Origin of the sequence: Falsiroseomonas stagni DSM 19981, assembly GCF_900114315.1 — a bacterium.
In the GTDB taxonomy this organism is placed as follows: domain Bacteria; phylum Pseudomonadota; class Alphaproteobacteria; order Acetobacterales; family Acetobacteraceae; genus Falsiroseomonas; species Falsiroseomonas stagni.
This window is the reverse complement of record NZ_FOSQ01000006.1, coordinates 247,139-262,628: the sequence shown is the minus strand read 5'-3', so window position 1 is coordinate 262,628 and position 15,490 is coordinate 247,139. Positions and strand designations below refer to the sequence as shown.

Here is a 15,490-nt window from a genome sequence, read left to right as displayed (position 1 = left end):
GTCATCCGCGAATCGGTCGCGCGGTCACGGTGTTTTGTGCGGGGTGCCGGCATCGCCGCCACCGCTGCCGCGTCTTCCGCGACGGCATTGCGGGGATTTCGCCACATGGTTCCGGTCCTTCTGCGCCAGGGTGGCTCGCGCGCCGCCCTGGCGATCGTCCTGCTGGTCGCCACGCTGGCCGTCGGCGGGGGCGCCCTGCTGCGCTCCGCCGAATATGACGAGGGCTATACCAGCCTCGTCACCTCCCCCGTCCCGCGCCCCGGCTGGCCGGAAGCCCCCTTCACGCCGCGGGACGTCGCGCCGCTGCTGGAGGCGGTGGTCCCGCCGGCCGAGGTCTCTCGCCAACTGCGGGAGACGGATGTGCACCCGCCCCTCTATTTCTGGGCGGCGGGGCTGCTGCGCCAGGCGGGCGTCACGGATCTCGGGGCGCTGCGGGCCTTCTCGGTGCTCTGTGCCGTAGGCGCCGTCGCGGCCTTCATGGCCGCGGCGCGGGTGGCGGGCCTTCCGCCCCTGGCAGCGGGGCTGCTGACGGCGCTGTCCTACGGCTTCGCCTATACCGGCGGTGTGGCGCGGGGTTTCGCGCTGGCACAGCTGCTGCTGGGCCTGGCGGCGCTGGCGGTGGTGGTGGCGTGGCGGCGGGGCGGCGGCCGGATGGGCCTGGCCAGCGCCGGCGCGGCGGGGCTCGCGGCGGGGCTTGCCACCTTCACGAACTACCTGGCTGCCTTCCCGGCGGCAGCGCTGCTGGGGTGGCTGCTGATCGCCCCCGGCCTTGGCTGGGCGCGGGTGAAGCTCATGGCAGCTGCGGCGGTGCCGTTCCTGGCGATGCAACTCGCCACGCTGAGCTACTTCCTGCCGCAACGTGGCAGCCGGCCGGAGCAGTTCGAGCCCTTCGCCCTGCTGCCCGCCCTGAAGCTGCTTGGCCAGTTCAACGCCGCCAACCTGTTCGGCGGGCTGCCGCTGTATGCGGAGGGCTCGGGCCGCGTCGTGCTGGGGGCCGCGCTGGCCGCGCTGCTGCTGGCCGGGGCGATCGCCGTCGCCTGGCGCTGGCGGGGGCTCGGGCCGACGCGGTGGCTCTGGCTCGGTGCCTTCGCGGCGCCCTCGGCGGGGCTGCTGCTGCTGGGCGCCCTGGCCGGTAACACCCCGGTGGAGCTCCGCTACCTCGCCTTCGCCGCGCCTTTCGGGGCGCTGCTGCTGGCCGGTGCCGCCGGGGCGCTGGCGCAGCGCCATCCGCGGGCGGCGATGGCCGGGCTCGGGCTGCTGCTGGTGGTGCAGGGGGCGGGTATCGCCGGCATGGCGCTGCACCCCGCGACGCGCCAGGCCTATCGCGATGCCCTGGCGGCGCTGGCGCCGGCGCTGGGGCCGGACAGCCTGCTGCTGGTGCCGCGCGGCAATGACGGCGTCGGCATCGTCGTCGCTACGCTGCGGGAGGCACCGCCCGACCAGCCGATGCTGCTGCTGCGCCGATTGCAGTCCGCGCCGCTGAACGCGGATCTGGCGCGCTACCGCCGCCTGGTGCTGCTTGGCATCACGGACAGGGATGGCGCGCGGCAGGCGGAAGCCGCGCTGGCAACGCTTCGCGCCGACCCCGCCTGGCGGGAGGCCGCGTCGCCCTGGCGTGATGCGCGCCGCGGCTTCGCGGCCTGGGTGTTCCAGGCCGCGCCCGCTTCGGGTTCAGGCGTGGCCGACCTGCCCGAAGGCGTCGTCATTGGTCGCCCGCACCACGGCGGCGAAGAGCCGTAGCGCATCCGGCCCGCCGCGGTCGGACAGCGTGCCGCTTTCCATCTCCTCGGCGAGCATCTCGGCGTGTTCCGCGAGGGTCTCCGCCGCGCGGCGCAGCGCTTCGCGCGAGAGCACGAGCTGCAGATCCTCGGGCAGGTTGTTCCAGTTGGCGATTCGCATGGCTTTCCCGTGAAAGGATGCCTTTCTGGCGAGTCGCCGCCCGGGTGGTCGCGGCAGGGACAGAATGCCCGATTCGGGTTGCGCGATGATGAATGCGCGCCGCCCGTCACCCGCGCGTCACGTGAATTCCAGCGAGACCTGGCCGAGCGTGTCGAAATCCACCAGCACCGTCGTCGGGCCCTCGATCCAGGCGGGCGGCGTGACGGAGCCGAGGAACACCACCTGGCCGGCCTTGAGCCCGCCGAAGACCTGCGCCGCGCCGGACCCCGCCAGCCAGGCCAGCGCCTCCATCGGATGGCCGAGCAGATCGGCGCCGACGCCTTCGCCATAGAGGCTGCCGCCGACCTCCATCCGGCCCCGCGTGGCGCCGAGGTCGAGGTCCCGCCAGCCCGCGCGCGGCGCGCCGAGCACGCCGCCGGCATGGAAGACCTGGTCCGCGATCAGCGTCGGCGTGCCGAGTGCGGCCAGGTCGCCATAGCGCTTCTCCACGATTTCGATGGCCGGGAACACCTCCGCCACCGCGGCCGCGGCCTGGTCCCGCGTGCAGGGGCCGAAGGGGATGTCGGCGCCGAGCCGCAGCCCGACCTCGCATTCCACGCCCGGGGCGACGAAATCGGCGAAGCGCAGCCGCGCCGGCGTGGCGTTCAGGCCGCCGGCGGGCACGAAGCCGGCGGCGGGACCCGTGAGGCCAAGATAGGCCTGCATCTGCTTTGTCGTCGCGCCGATCTTGAAGCCGGCGGGCGGCACCGCGCCCATTGCCGCGGCGACCTCATGCTGCGCGGCATAGCCAGCCGCCGCATCGGCCGGCGCCGCATCGCCGAGCGGCACGAGCAGGCGGCGCCCGTGGCGGGCTGCCAGGATGGAAGCGGCGGCGGGGCTGGTCATTCCTCGGTGTCCTCTTCCTCGCCGGTCGTGTCCGGCTGAATCGCGGCCACCGGTTCCGGCGCGCCGCGCGCGATCTCGTACAACGCCACGGCGGCGGCCGCGGCGACGTTCAGGCTTTCGACACCGGGCGCCATCGGCAGGCGCACCAGCTCGTCGCAGGTCTCCCGCTGCAGGCGCCGCAGGCCCGCATCCTCCGCGCCCAGCACCAGCACCATGCGGCGGTCGCGCGCCACGCCTTCCGCCAGCGTGCGCTTGCCCTCCCCTGCCAGGCCCAGCACCCAGAAGCCGGCGCGCTGCAGGCCCACGATGGCGCGGGAGAGGTTCACCTCCCGCGCGATGGGCACGAGTTCGAGCGCGCCGGAGGCCGCGCGGGCCAGCGCCCCCGTCTCCGGCGGCGCGTGGCGGTCCTGCATGACGACGCAGGCAGCGCCGAAGGCGGCGGCGGAGCGGAGGATGGCGCCGACATTGCGGGGGTCCGTCACCTGGTCCAGCACCAGCACCGGGCCGGGGCGCGTCGCGATGCAATCCTCCAGCGGCAGCGGGGGCAGGGGCTCGGTCAGCAGGGCGGCGCCCTGGTGGACGGAATCCTCCGGCAGGAAGGTCTGGAAGCGGTTCTTCTCGACCCGCTCGGCGGTCAGGCGCCAGGGCTTCGGGAAGGTTTCCTCCAGCGCGGCCTCGGCCTCGATCGTCAGCAGCAGCCGGCGAGGGCGGCGGCGGGGGTTGGACAGCGCCGCGGCCACGGCGTGCAGGCCATGCAGCCAGATCGTGCCGCCCGGCGCCGCATCCCGCTGGATCGCGGCCTGGGAGGGGCGGGGCAGCTTCACCGGGACGGCGGGCTCCACCGGCCGGGGCTTCACATCGCCCATGCCGCGCCGGTCGCGGCCACGCGGCGCGGGGGCGCCTTCGACCTCCTCGCGCGGTGCGCGGAGCGGGGTGGGGAAGCCTGTGACCTCGCGCATCGGCCGGGGCCGATCCTCGCGGGGCCGATCCTCGCGTTGCCGGTCGGCATGGGCGGGGCGGGGGCGATCGTCGCGCGTCGGACGGGCGCGGTCGTCGCGGTTCGTGCGCGGGCGTTCGTCGCGGTTCGTGCGCGGGCGTTCGTCGCGGTTCGTGCGCGGGCGTTCGTCGCGCGCCGGCCGCGGGCGATCCTCCCGTGCGGTGCGGGGGCCATCATCCCGGGTTGGGCGGGGGCGTTCGTCGCGGGACGGGCGAGGGCGCTCATCCCGCGTCGGCCGCGGGCGTTCATCCCGACTTGGCTCAGCACCCTTCTGGCGATGCGGCTTGCCGACCAGGGGCCGGGGGCCGAAGCGGCCGGGGCGTTCCGCGCCATCCGAATCGGGCCGGCCTTCGCCGCGTGGCGGGCGGGGGGCGCCGCGTGGAGCCCCCTTGCCAGGCCCCTTGGGGGCCCCTCGGGACGCCCCATCCGGGGAAGGGCGACGGGGCGAACGCGGGGGGGTGGACGGGGTACGGGCCATGCCGCCCATGTCGCGCGCCCGAGCCACCCTGTCCAGCACTTCAGGCCGTTATCGCCCAAGGCGCCGTTGACAGCGGGCCCGCGACCGGGCAAAGCCCCGGCCGCTCAAGCTGGCAGGTCCGGGACGGACTGCGGAGGGGTGCCCGAGTGGCTAAAGGGGGCGGACTGTAAATCCGCTGGCTCAGCCTACGTTGGTTCGAATCCAACCCCCTCCATATCTCCCCAGGCCCGCCGCGCATGAGGCGCAACCCGGAACCACCGGGCGGCGCAGCGCCGCATTCCGGCGTCGCGGCGCGGGTGTAGCTCAATGGTAGAGCACCAGCCTTCCAAGCTGGCTACGGGGGTTCGATTCCCCTCACCCGCTCCACGCGGGCTGGCGGGGCTCGGTCTGCGCGCGGGACAGCAACAGATCTCCGGGACAGCCCCGGGCGAGAGCGGGAACAGGGCAGATGGCCAAGGCGAAATTCGAGCGGAACAAGCCGCACTGCAACATCGGCACGATCGGGCATGTGGACCATGGCAAGACGTCGCTGACGGCGGCGATCACCAAGGTTCTGGCGAAGACGGGTGGTGCGACCTTCACGGCGTATGACCAGATCGACAAGGCGCCGGAGGAGAAGGCGCGCGGGATCACGATCTCGACGGCGCATGTCGAGTACGAGACGACGAACCGGCACTACGCGCATGTCGACTGCCCCGGCCACGCGGACTACGTGAAGAACATGATCACGGGTGCCGCGCAGATGGACGGCGCGATCCTGGTGGTGTCGGCGGCCGACGGCCCGATGCCGCAGACGCGTGAGCACATCCTGCTGGCGCGCCAGGTCGGCGTTCCGGCGCTGGTGGTGTTCCTGAACAAGATGGACCTGGCCGATCCGGACCTGGTGGAGCTGGTGGAGATGGAGGTGCGCGAGCTGCTCTCCTCCTACAAGTTCCCGGGCGACGACATCCCGATCATCAAGGGCTCGGCGGTCGCGGCGCTGGAAGACAAGACGCCCGAGATCGGCGAGAAGGCGATCCTGGAGCTGATGGCGGCGGTGGACAGCTACATCCCGCAGCCCGAGCGTCCGGTGGACCTGCCGTTCCTGATGCCGATCGAGGACGTGTTCTCGATTTCCGGCCGCGGCACGGTGGTGACGGGCCGCGTGGAGCGCGGGATCGTCAAGGTCGGCGAGGAAGTGGAGATCATCGGCCTGAAGGACACCGTGAAGACGGTGGTGACGGGCGTGGAGATGTTCCGCAAGCTGCTGGACAGCGGGCAGGCGGGCGACAACATCGGCGCACTGCTGCGCGGCACGAAGCGTGAGGATGTGGAGCGCGGGCAGGTGCTGGCGAAGCCCGGCTCGATCACGCCGCACACCGGCTTCAAGGCCGAGGCTTACATCCTGACGAAGGAAGAGGGTGGCCGCCACACGCCGTTCTTCACGAACTACCGTCCGCAGTTCTACTTCCGGACGACGGACGTGACGGGCATCGTGAAGCTGCCGGAAGGCGTCGAGATGGTGATGCCGGGCGACAACATCACGATGGATGTGGAGCTGATCGCGCCGATCGCGATGGACCAGGGCCTGCGCTTCGCGATCCGCGAAGGCGGCCGGACCGTCGGCGCCGGCGTCGTCGCCCAGATCGTCAAGTAAGGCGTCCTTCCCGCCGGGGAGGGCTGGGGGCGGGTCGCGCAGGCGGCCCGCCCTTTTTCGTTTCGGCCCGGGGCAGGCGTCCCTCGACAAGGCAGGGGGCGCGGTCGTAGGGCTTCGTGGTCGCTGCGGCGGAGACGGTATGGAACAGCAGGAACTGGCGGGCTTCTGGCGCCGCGCCTTCGCCAACATCATCGACCTGATCTGGCTGCTGCCGCTCGCCCTCCTGCTGGGCGTGCTGGCGGAGGCAGTGAACGGGGGCGCGATCTCCGCGGCCGGGGAGTTGATGAGCAACGTCATCACCGGCCTGGTGGTGCTGCTGTTCTGGGTGGAACGCGGGGCCACGCCGGGGAAGCTGGCGCTCGGCATCCGGATCATCGATGCCGAAACCGGCGGGACGCCGCCCATCGGCCGGCTGGTGCTGCGCTACCTCGGCTACATCGTCTCCGCCATCCCGCTCGGCCTCGGCTATTTCTGGATGCTGTGGGATGCCCGCCGCCAGACCTGGCACGACAAGATCGGCGGCACGCTGGTGGTGAAGACAAGGCGCTGATTGACGCGGGTGCTCTCGACAGGCCGTTGCCGCTGATATAAGTCACGGCCCTCGCGCGGCCCCAGAGGGGCGTAGCTCAATTGGCTAGAGCGCCGGTCTCCAAAACCGGAGGTTGGGGGTTCGAGACCCTCCGCCCCTGCCAGCCGGCCGCGCTGTCTTCGCGGCCGCAGGCCCCCCGAAACCCGGGGGGCCGGCGGACGCGCAGGCCGGGACTTTATCGGGAGTCCCGGGCACCGGGGTCCGGGTGACCGTCCCGGTGTTCGGGTTGTGTCATCGTCAACACCGTGAAGGGGCCCGTCTTGGCCAAGCTCGATCCCGCGCTGTTCGTCCGCGAGGTGCGGCAGGAAGTGGCCCGCGTCACCTGGCCTTCGCGCAAGGAGACGCTGATCACGACCGGCCTCGTGCTCGCCCTGTCGGCCGCCGCGGCGGTGTTCTTCCTGGTGGTGGACCAGATCATCGCCTACGCGATGCGGATGCTGTTCGGGGTGGGTGGGTGATGGCCGACAAGAAGTGGTACGTGGTCCACGTCTATTCCGGGTTTGAGAAGAAGATCTCCCAGCAGCTGCGTGAGCAGGCCGCCCAGAAGGGCCTGGCCGACGCGTTCGAGGAGATTCTCGTGCCCGCCGAGGAGGTGGTCGAGGTCCGCCGCGGCACCAAGACGAACCAGGAGCGCAAGTTCTTCCCGGGCTACGTCCTGGTGAAGATGGAAATGACCGACGACGCCTGGCACCTGGTGAAGAATACGCCGAAGGTGACCGGCTTCCTCGGCGAGAAGAACCGCCCGACCCCGATTCGCGAATCGGAAGCGCAGCGGATGCTGAAGCAGGTGCAGGACGGCGCCGACAAGCCGAAGCGCCCCGCCATCGTCTTCGAGGTGGGCGAACAGGTCCGCGTGGCCGACGGCCCCTTCACCAGCTTCAACGGCACGGTCGAGGAAGTGGACGAGGAACGCGGCCGCGTGAAGGTCAGCGTCTCCATCTTCGGCCGCTCCACGCCGGTCGAGCTGGAATACGGGCAGGTCGAGAAGCTCTGACCTGACCCGCGGAGGGCGCGGCCAGGCCCTCCGCACCAGCGGAACGCTGGAATACGTTGTATAGTCGAAACGACATGCTATCTGTCCCGCGGGGTGGATAGAGCCCCGATCCAGGCCGGGAATTGACATGTCGTTCAGTGCCGGGCGCCGCGTGGCGCCATTCCTGCTGCTCCCCCTTCTCGCGGCTTGCGGTGGTGGCAGCGGCTTCCGCCAGAACATCGCCGTATCGAGCGAGCCCGTCGGTGCCGCCTGCCGCGTGACGCAGGGCGAAGCCGTGCTCGCGCAGGTCGCGGCCACGCCGGGCGTGGCCAGCGTGCCGAAATCCTCGAACCCGATCGCGATTGCCTGCGAGGCGCCGAACCACCTGCCGGCGCGGCTCGACGCCGCCTCCCGCCAGGACGGCGCGATGGTGGCGGCCTATGCGCTGACCGGCGGGCTGGTCGGCATCATGGCGGCCAGCGCCAGCGGCGACCTGTATCGCTACCCCGATGCGGTGACCGTGCGCCTGGCGCCGCAGCGCTTCGCCGATGCCGCCGCGCGCGACGCCTTCTTCGATGCGCGGGAAGCCGAGGCGACCGCCTTCGGCGAGGCGGTGCTGGCCGCGCGCCCGGCCTGCGGGGCCGGCGACACCGGCTGCGAGAACCGCCGCGCGGCCGACCGGGCGGCGACGGAAGCCAGGCTTTCGGAACTCCGCACCCAGCGGGCATCGGCGGCTGTCGGCCCCTGACCTGATGGCGGGGATGACGCGACGGGGCTGGACTCACCCCAGCCCCCCCGCTATACGCCCGCCTCCGCAGAGCGGCCCGGGTTTCCCGGGCCGTTCGGCGTTGTGCGAAATTTGACATTGGAACGCGGGAGAGCCGGGCGACCGGGTCGTTCGAACCGCGGGCCTCTGCCACCAACAGAGGACTGATCATGGCGAAGAAGATCGTCGGCTACATCAAGCTGCAGATCCCGGCCGGCAAGGCGAACCCGTCCCCGCCCGTGGGCCCGGCGCTCGGCCAGCGCGGCCTGAACATCATGGCCTTCGTGAAGGAATTCAATGCGGCGACGCAGGGGATGGAGCCGGGCACGCCGACGCCCGTCGTCATCACCGCGTTCTCCGACCGCACCTTCTCCTTCATCACCAAGACGCCGCCCAACACCTACTTCCTGCTGAAGGCGGCGAAGATCGAGAAGGGCAGCACGACGCCGGGCAAGGGCCCGACGGTCGGCCGCGTCACCAAGTCCCAGCTGGTCGAGATCGCCAAGGTGAAGATGAAGGACATGAACTGCACCGAGATCGACAGCGCCGTGCGCATGCTGGCGGGTTCCGCCCGCGCCATGGGCATGACCGTGGTGGAGGGCTGAGTCATGGCAAAGCAGGGCAAGCGCCTCAAGGCGATCGTCGCTGGTCTCGACCAGGAGAAGTCCTACGCGCTGGATGAGGCGATCAGCCTCGCCAAGGCGAACGCCAAGGCCAAGTTCGACGAGACGATCGAGATCTCGATGAACCTCGGCATCGACCCGCGCCATGCCGACCAGATGGTCCGCGGCGTGGTCGGCCTGCCGAACGGCACCGGCAAGACGGTCCGCGTGGGCGTCTTCGCCCGCGGCCCGAAGGCCGAGGAAGCCAAGGCCGCCGGCGCCGACGTGGTGGGCGCGGACGACCTGGCCGCCCTGGTGCAGGAAGGCAAGATCGAGTTCGACCGCTGCATCGCGACGCCGGACATGATGGCCCTCGTCGGCCGCCTCGGTAAGGTGCTCGGCCCGCGCGGCCTGATGCCGAACCCGAAGCTCGGCACCGTGACGATGGACGTGAAGGGCGCCGTGACGGCCGCCAAGGCCGGCCAGGTGGAGTTCCGCGCCGAGAAGGCCGGCATCGTCCATGCCGGCATCGGCAAGGCGAGCTTCGAGGCCGAAGCGCTGGTCGCCAACGCCCGCGCCTTCGTGGACGCCATCCAGAAGGCCCGCCCGACGGGTGCCAAGGGCACATATGTGAAGAAGGTCTCGCTCTCCTCCTCCATGGGCCCCGGCCTGAAGGTGGATGTGGCGAGCCTGTCTTCCGGCGGCTGAGTGTTGCAGGCCCGGCGCAGGCCGGGCCGATGAAATTCGGCGCCCGATGAGGGCGCCGGGCAGGGCAGGGGCCGCAAGGCCCTTGTCCGAACCTGTCGGAGACCTCCTGTGGCCAACCCGGCTTCGGCCGGCGGGCCTTGATGCGGCGGACGCCGCGCAGGGGATAGATGGGGTGCCGAGAAGCTTTCCGCTGCCGGGGCAACCCGGCGGCCTGGCTTGGCGGTCCCGATCCAGCAGGCCATTCGGGGTCCGGTTCCCTTCGGGGCGCGACGGACCCCGCGCTTGAACCGGCCGGGGCCCTTCCAAAAGGCCCTTGCCACCATCCGGATCGCCTTCGGCGCGGCGGGCCTGGCCCGTGGCGCGGTGGGCGTGAATCCGGGTGGCAACTGTAACGGAGACGGGACGTGGACCGTTCGGAAAAGGCTGCCTTCGTGGCGGCGCTTCAGGCGGTGTTCGCAGAGACGTCGTTCGTGCTCGTCAGCCAGAACAAGGGCTTGACGGTCGCGGATGCGACGAAGCTGCGGCGCCAGATGAACAGCGCCGGCGCGACCTACAAGGTGGCGAAGAACCGGCTGGCCGCCCTCGCCCTCACTGGTACCAGCTTCCAGGGCATCTCCCCGCTGCTGAAGGGTCCGACCGCGCTTGCGTGGTCGAAGGATCCGGTGGCCGTGGCGAAGACGGCCGTGGAATTCGCCAAGGGTAACGACAAGTTCGTGATCCTGGGCGGGGCACTCGGCAAGCAGACCCTGAACGCCGATGGCGTGAAGGCCCTGGCCGAACTGCCGTCGCTGGATGCGCTGCGTGCGTCGCTGCTCGGCATGATCCAGACCCCGGCCACCCGCATCGCGGGCGTGCTGCAGGCCCCTGGCAGCCAGCTGGCGCGCGTTTTCAGCGCCTACGCCAAGAAGGACGAGGCGGAGGCGGAAGCGGCCTGAGAAGGCCGGTTTCGCACAGCCTGAGACACCGACGACGCCCTGGCGGGTGATGACCCGCTCGGGTGTTGCAAATACCAAGCCAAGCCATTAGATCGAAGGACATACACCATGGCAGACCTCGCTAAGCTCGTTGACGAGCTCTCCGCCCTCACCGTCCTGGAGGCCGCCGAGCTCTCCAAGATGCTCGAAGAGAAGTGGGGCGTTTCCGCCGCCGCGCCGGTGGCCGTTGCCGCTGCCGCGCCGGCCGCCGCCGCCGCCGCCCCGGTCGAGGAGAAGACCGAGTTCACCGTGACGCTGAAGGCGGGCGGCGACAAGAAGATCAACGTGATCAAGGAGATCCGTACGATCACCGGTCTCGGCCTGAAGGAAGCGAAGGACCTCGTCGAGGGCGCGCCGAAGCTGGTCAAGGACGGCGTGAACAAGGAAGAAGCGCAGAAGATCAAGAAGGTGCTGGAAGAGAACGGCGCCACGGTCGAGATCAGCTGAGCATCCAGCGGAACCGGCCCCGGCAACGGGGCCGGCACCGCGGAAGCATCCGGGGGACCCCCTTGGGGGTCCGCCGGGCACTATCTGGCGGGAACGGGCGGGACTCCCGGAAGGGAATCCCGCCCGCGCCCGCGTTTGACGGTGGTTTCACCACCGGAATTGGCGATGAAGCGCCGCAGGGCCGGACCATGTGGGCCGGGCGGGCGGGGCACTCTGGCGAAGATCCTCCGGGCGCGTTTCGCGGCCGGCAGGCACGGGAAGCGGGACAGGCATGAACGCTATCACGAAGTCGTTCACGGCGCGCAAGCGGATCCGGCGGTCCTTCGGGCGGTTGCCCGAAGTGGCGCCAATGCCCAATCTCATCGATGTGCAGCGCGCTTCCTATGAAGCGTTCCTGCAGATGGGGGTGGACCCGGACAGCCGCACTCATACGGGGCTTCAGGAGGTCTTCAAGTCGGTCTTCCCGATCGACGATTTCGGCGGCCGGGGCCGCCTGGAATTCGTCCAGTACGAACTCGAGGAACCCAAATACGACGTCGAGGAATGCATCCAGCGCGGGCTGACCTTCGCCGCGCCGCTGAAGGTGCGCCTGCGCCTCATCGTCTGGGACGTGGATGAGGACACGGGCAGCCGTTCCGTCCGCGATATCAAGGAGCAGGACGTCTACATGGGCGACATGCCCCTGATGACGGACAACGGCACCTTCATCATCAACGGGACCGAGCGCGTCATCGTCTCCCAGATGCACCGCTCCCCGGGCGTGTTCTTCGACCACGACAAGGGCAAGACGCACAGCAGCGGCAAGTACCTCTTCGCCGCGCGCGTCATCCCCTATCGCGGTTCCTGGCTCGACTTCGAATTCGACGCCAAGGACATCTGCTATGTCCGCATCGACCGGAAGCGGAAGCTGCCGGCGACGACGCTGCTCTATGCCCTCGACAGCCAGTGGACGGAGAAGCACCGCGGCGAACGCGCTTCCGCCGGCCTGCCCGCGCTTGAGATCGGCGAGATCCGCGGCATGGACGCCGAGGAGATCCTGAACGCGTTCTACGGCCAGGTCGCCTTCTCCCGCGGTCCCAAGGGCTGGTCCCGCCCCTTCGACCCCGACGCCTTCCGCGGCATCAAGCTGCAGGAGCCGCTGGTCGATGCGAAGACCGGTGAGGTCGTCGCCGAAAAGGATGTGAAGCTGACGCCGCGCGCGGCGCGGAAGATCGCGGAAGGCGGCACGACGGAAGTGCTCGTCGGCCGCATGGACCTGCTCGGCCGCTTCGTGGCCGAGGACATGGTCAACATGCAGACCGGCGAGATCTGGGCCGAGGCCGGCGAGGAACTGACCGAGCCGAAGCTGATGGCGATCGAGGAGGCTGGTCTCGACCGCCTGCCGACGCTCGCGATCGACCAGTCCGCCGGCCCCTGGATGCGCAACACGCTGGCGGTGGACAAGAATTCCAACCGCGAAGAAGCGCTGATGGACATCTACCGGGTGATGCGCCCGGGTGAGCCGCCGACCGCCGACACGGCGGAGACGCTGTTCCGCGGCCTGTTCTTCGACGGCGAACGCTATGACCTCTCGGCCGTGGGCCGGGTGAAGATGAACATGCGCCTCGGCTTCTCGGCCGAGGATGTGCCGGATACCCAGCGGACGCTCCGCAAGCAGGACATCGTGCAGACGATGCGCGTGCTGCTGCAGCTGAAGGACGGCAACGGCTCCATCGACGACATCGACAACCTCGGCAACCGCCGGGTGCGTTCGGTGGGCGAGCTGATGGAGAACCAGTACCGCGTCGGCCTGCTGCGCATGGAGCGCGCGATCAAGGAGCGCATGGGGTCGGTCGATATCGACACCGTCATGCCGCATGACCTGATCAACGCGAAGCCGGCCGCGGCGGCGGTGCGCGAGTTCTTCGGCTCCTCGCAGCTGTCCCAGTTCATGGACCAGACCAACCCGCTGTCCGAGGTGACGCACAAGCGCCGCCTCTCGGCGCTTGGCCCGGGAGGCCTGACCCGTGAGCGCGCGGGCTTCGAGGTGCGCGACGTGCACCCGACGCATTACGGCCGCATCTGCCCGATCGAGACGCCGGAAGGTCCGAATATCGGCCTGATCAACAGCCTCGCGACCTTCGCCAAGGTGAACAAGTATGGCTTCATCGAGACGCCGTACCGCCTGGTGAAGGACGGCAAGGTCACGGGCGCGCCGCGCTACCTCTCCGCCATGGAGGAGGAGCGCCTGGTGGTCGCCCAGGCCGATGCCGAGGTCGATGCCGACGGCACCTTCAAGGCGGAGCTGGTGAGCGTGCGCGATGGCGGCGACTTCCGCCTGGTGAAGCCGGAGGAAGTGACGGCGATCGACGTCTCCCCGAAGCAGCTGGTTTCCGTCGCCGCGGCGCTGATCCCGTTCCTCGAGAACGACGACGCCAACCGCGCGCTGATGGGCTCCAACATGATGCGCCAGGCGGTGCCGCTGATCCAGGCGGACGCCCCCCTGGTCGGCACCGGCATGGAAGCGGCGGTGGCCCGCGACAGCGGCGCGACCATCGTGGCCAAGCGGGACGGCATCATCGACAGCATCGACGGTGCGCGCATTGTCGTGCGCGCCACGGCGGATGACGGCACCACCAAGGGCGTCGACATCTACCGCCTGCGCAAGTTCATGCGTTCCAACCAGTCCACCTGCATCAACCAGCGCCCGCTGGTGAAGGTGGGCGACAAGGTGAATGGCGGCGACATCATCGCCGACGGCCCGTCCACCGAGTTCGGTGAGCTGGCGCTGGGCCGCAACGCCCTCGTCGCCTTCATGCCCTGGAACGGCTACAACTTCGAGGACAGCATCCTGATCTCGGAGCGCATCGCGCGCGACGACGTCTTCACCTCCATCCACATCGACGAGTTCGAGGTGATGGCCCGCGACACCAAGCTGGGCCAGGAGGAAATTACTCGGGATATCCCGAATGTCGGCGAAGAGGCGCTTCGGAATCTGGACGAGGCAGGCATCGTCTATATCGGCGCCGAGGTTCAGCCCGGTGACATTCTCGTCGGCAAGGTGACACCCAAGGGCGAAAGCCCGATGACACCTGAAGAGAAACTCCTCCGCGCCATCTTCGGCGAGAAGGCGTCCGACGTCCGCGACACCTCGCTGCGCCTGCCGCCCGGCGTCGCCGGCACCATCGTCGATGTCCGCGTCTTCAGCCGCCGCGGCGTCGACAAGGATGAGCGCGCGATGGCGATCGAGCGTGCCGAGATCGACCGCCTGGCCAAGGACCGCGACGACGAGAAGGCGATCCAGGAGCGGTCCTTCTTCTCCCGCCTCCGGGAGCGCCTGCTCGGCCGCAAGGCCTCTGGCGGCTTCAAGGGCGTGAAGGCCGGCACCGAGATCACGCAGGACGTGCTCGACCAGTTCGCCAAGGCGACCTGGCGCCAGATCGGCGTTCAGGATGACGCCGCGATGGCGGAGATCGAGGCGCTGAAGCGGGAATTCGACGCGGCTGTCGAGCGTCTGCAGAAGCGCTTCGAGTCGAAGGTCGAGAAGCTGCAGCGCGGCGACGAGCTGCCGCCTGGCGTGATGAAGATGGTCAAGGTCTTCGTCGCGGTGAAGCGCAAGCTGCAGCCCGGCGACAAGATGGCCGGCCGCCACGGCAACAAGGGTGTCGTCTCCCGCGTCGTGCCGATCGAGGACATGCCGTTCCTCGAAAGCGGGCAGCCGGTGGACCTCGTGCTGAACCCGCTGGGCGTGCCGTCGCGCATGAATGTCGGGCAGATCCTGGAGACCCATCTGGGCTGGGCTTGCGCGAATATCGGGCGCCAGATCAGCGACCTGGTCGAGGAGTATCGCCGCGGCGGTGCGATGCGCGAGGAACTGATCACCAAGCTGCGCGAGGCCTATCCGGACGACGTCATCGCCCGGGAGATCGACCCGATGGATGACGACCAGCTGATCGAGCTCTGCGAGAACCTGAAGAAGGGCGTGCCGATCGCGACGCCGGTCTTCGACGGTGCCCGCATGGCCGACATCGAGGGCATGCTGGACAAGGCCGGCCTCGACAAATCCGGCCAGGTCTGGCTGCACGATGGCCGCTCGGGCGAGAAGTTCGAGCGCAAGGTGACGGTCGGCTACATCTACATGCTGAAGCTGCACCACCTGGTGGATGACAAGATCCACGCGCGCTCCATCGGCCCCTACTCGCTGGTCACCCAGCAGCCGCTGGGCGGCAAGGCGCAGTTCGGTGGTCAGCGCTTCGGCGAAATGGAGGTCTGGGCCCTCGAAGCTTACGGGGCGGCCTATACCCTCCAGGAGATGCTGACGGTGAAGTCGGACGACGTGTCCGGCCGCACCAAGGTCTATGAGGCCATCGTCCGCGACCAGGACAACTTCGAGGCCGGCATTCCGGAATCCTTCAACGTGCTGGTGAAGGAACTGAAGTCGCTGGGCCTCAACGTGGACCTCGAGAACCGCCCCAGCTGACCGGGCCGTTTTACTGCCCGCGCCGCCCCAGGGCGGCGCGGTTCTCTCTCCCTTTTCGTGGCGCGCAGGCCCAAGGG

At 69.8% G+C, this 15,490-nt stretch carries 14 protein-coding genes and 3 tRNA genes; 14 read left to right on the top strand and 3 right to left on the bottom strand.

Features of this window, described 5'->3' with window-relative positions; translation table 11 throughout:
* The first annotated feature begins 105 nt into the window (after positions 1-105).
* Positions 106-1,740, top strand: a complete 1,635-nt coding sequence (locus BM041_RS17185) for a hypothetical protein (protein ID WP_092961098.1) — start codon at positions 106-108, stop codon at positions 1,738-1,740.
* On the opposite strand, the gene BM041_RS17180 is transcribed toward BM041_RS17185, so the two are convergent.
* The 3 genes from BM041_RS17180 to rlmB form a co-directional block, all read right to left on the bottom strand.
* Positions 1,672-1,899 (bottom strand): hypothetical protein, encoded by a 228-nt coding sequence (locus BM041_RS17180; protein WP_092961097.1) that lies wholly within the window; start codon positions 1,897-1,899, stop codon positions 1,672-1,674. The two genes, BM041_RS17185 and BM041_RS17180, sit on opposite strands and share 69 nt — an antisense overlap.
* 117 nt (positions 1,900-2,016) lie before the next feature.
* On the bottom strand, positions 2,017-2,784 hold the full coding sequence (locus tag BM041_RS17175; RefSeq protein ID WP_092961096.1) for a 2-keto-4-pentenoate hydratase: 768 nt from the start codon (positions 2,782-2,784) through the stop codon (positions 2,017-2,019).
* Positions 2,781-3,743: a 23S rRNA (guanosine(2251)-2'-O)-methyltransferase RlmB gene (gene rlmB / locus BM041_RS17170; RefSeq protein ID WP_456303963.1), complete on the bottom strand. Its 963-nt coding sequence runs from the start codon at positions 3,741-3,743 to the stop codon at positions 2,781-2,783. Before rlmB ends, BM041_RS17175 begins: the two co-directional genes overlap by 4 nt.
* A 648-nt stretch (positions 3,744-4,391) precedes the next feature.
* Between rlmB and BM041_RS17165 the strand changes: the two genes are divergently transcribed.
* The 13 genes from BM041_RS17165 to rpoB all read left to right on the top strand — a co-directional run bounded on the left by BM041_RS17165 (position 4,392) and on the right by rpoB (position 15,413).
* Positions 4,392-4,473 (top strand) — tRNA-Tyr (locus BM041_RS17165).
* Positions 4,474-4,551: 78 nt separating this feature from the next.
* Positions 4,552-4,625: transfer RNA gene (locus BM041_RS17160), tRNA-Gly, on the top strand.
* An 82-nt stretch (positions 4,626-4,707) separates the two neighbouring features.
* Positions 4,708-5,895, top strand: a complete 1,188-nt coding sequence (gene tuf, locus BM041_RS17155) for an elongation factor Tu (protein ID WP_092961083.1) — start codon at positions 4,708-4,710, stop codon at positions 5,893-5,895.
* Between the two features lie 139 nt (positions 5,896-6,034).
* Entirely contained in the window at positions 6,035-6,445 is a 411-nt protein-coding gene (locus BM041_RS17150) for an RDD family protein (RefSeq protein ID WP_092961095.1), read from the top strand.
* A 65-nt stretch (positions 6,446-6,510) separates the two neighbouring features.
* A tRNA-Trp gene (locus tag BM041_RS17145) sits at positions 6,511-6,587 on the top strand.
* Between the two features lie 142 nt (positions 6,588-6,729).
* A complete protein-coding gene (gene secE, locus BM041_RS17140; RefSeq protein WP_456303962.1) occupies positions 6,730-6,942 on the top strand; it encodes a preprotein translocase subunit SecE in 213 nt (70 codons plus the stop codon).
* Positions 6,942-7,478: a transcription termination/antitermination protein NusG gene (nusG, locus tag BM041_RS17135; protein WP_092961093.1), complete on the top strand. Its 537-nt coding sequence runs from the start codon at positions 6,942-6,944 to the stop codon at positions 7,476-7,478. Before secE ends, nusG begins: the two co-directional genes overlap by 1 nt.
* A 127-nt stretch (positions 7,479-7,605) precedes the next feature.
* On the top strand, positions 7,606-8,205 hold the full coding sequence (locus tag BM041_RS30650; protein WP_092961092.1) for a hypothetical protein: 600 nt from the start codon (positions 7,606-7,608) through the stop codon (positions 8,203-8,205).
* Positions 8,206-8,393: 188 nt separating this feature from the next.
* Positions 8,394-8,828: a 50S ribosomal protein L11 gene (rplK, locus tag BM041_RS17125; protein ID WP_092961091.1), complete on the top strand. Its 435-nt coding sequence runs from the start codon at positions 8,394-8,396 to the stop codon at positions 8,826-8,828.
* 3 nt (positions 8,829-8,831) lie between these two features.
* Positions 8,832-9,533, top strand: coding sequence for a 50S ribosomal protein L1 (gene rplA / locus BM041_RS17120; RefSeq protein ID WP_092961090.1), 702 nt, complete (start codon positions 8,832-8,834; stop codon positions 9,531-9,533).
* A 404-nt stretch (positions 9,534-9,937) separates the two neighbouring features.
* Positions 9,938-10,468 carry a 50S ribosomal protein L10 gene (rplJ, locus tag BM041_RS17115; protein WP_092961089.1) on the top strand — a complete coding sequence of 177 codons (531 nt, stop codon included), beginning with the start codon at positions 9,938-9,940 and terminating at the stop codon, positions 10,466-10,468.
* A gap of 108 nt (positions 10,469-10,576) precedes the next feature.
* Positions 10,577-10,954, top strand: a complete 378-nt coding sequence (rplL, locus tag BM041_RS17110; protein ID WP_092961088.1) for a 50S ribosomal protein L7/L12 — start codon at positions 10,577-10,579, stop codon at positions 10,952-10,954.
* 271 nt (positions 10,955-11,225) lie between these two features.
* The gene (gene rpoB, locus BM041_RS17105) at positions 11,226-15,413 is read left to right on the top strand and encodes a DNA-directed RNA polymerase subunit beta (protein WP_092961087.1); all 4,188 of its coding nucleotides are present in this window, start codon (positions 11,226-11,228) and stop codon (positions 15,411-15,413) included.
* Positions 15,414-15,490 lie beyond the last annotated feature (77 nt).

Bases quoted from the DNA above. Each gene is read 5' to 3' on its own strand.
- nusG (WP_092961093.1), top strand. From the start codon at position 6,942: ATGGCCGACAAGAAGTGGTACGTGGTCCACGTCTATTCCGGGTTTGAG.
- rplA (WP_092961090.1), top strand. From the start codon at position 8,832: ATGGCAAAGCAGGGCAAGCGCCTCAAGGCGATCGTCGCTGGTCTCGAC.
- tuf (WP_092961083.1), top strand. From the start codon at position 4,708: ATGGCCAAGGCGAAATTCGAGCGGAACAAGCCGCACTGCAACATCGGC.
- BM041_RS17150 (WP_092961095.1), top strand. From the start codon at position 6,035: ATGGAACAGCAGGAACTGGCGGGCTTCTGGCGCCGCGCCTTCGCCAAC.
- rplL (WP_092961088.1), top strand. From the start codon at position 10,577: ATGGCAGACCTCGCTAAGCTCGTTGACGAGCTCTCCGCCCTCACCGTC.
- rplK (WP_092961091.1), top strand. From the start codon at position 8,394: ATGGCGAAGAAGATCGTCGGCTACATCAAGCTGCAGATCCCGGCCGGC.
- rpoB (WP_092961087.1), top strand. From the start codon at position 11,226: ATGAACGCTATCACGAAGTCGTTCACGGCGCGCAAGCGGATCCGGCGG.
- BM041_RS17185 (WP_092961098.1), top strand. From the start codon at position 106: ATGGTTCCGGTCCTTCTGCGCCAGGGTGGCTCGCGCGCCGCCCTGGCG.
- BM041_RS17175 (WP_092961096.1), bottom strand. From the start codon at position 2,784: ATGACCAGCCCCGCCGCCGCTTCCATCCTGGCAGCCCGCCACGGGCGC.
- BM041_RS17180 (WP_092961097.1), bottom strand. From the start codon at position 1,899: ATGCGAATCGCCAACTGGAACAACCTGCCCGAGGATCTGCAGCTCGTG.
- rlmB (WP_456303963.1), bottom strand. From the start codon at position 3,743: ATGCGCGAGGTCACAGGCTTCCCCACCCCGCTCCGCGCACCGCGCGAG.
- BM041_RS30650 (WP_092961092.1), top strand. From the start codon at position 7,606: ATGTCGTTCAGTGCCGGGCGCCGCGTGGCGCCATTCCTGCTGCTCCCC.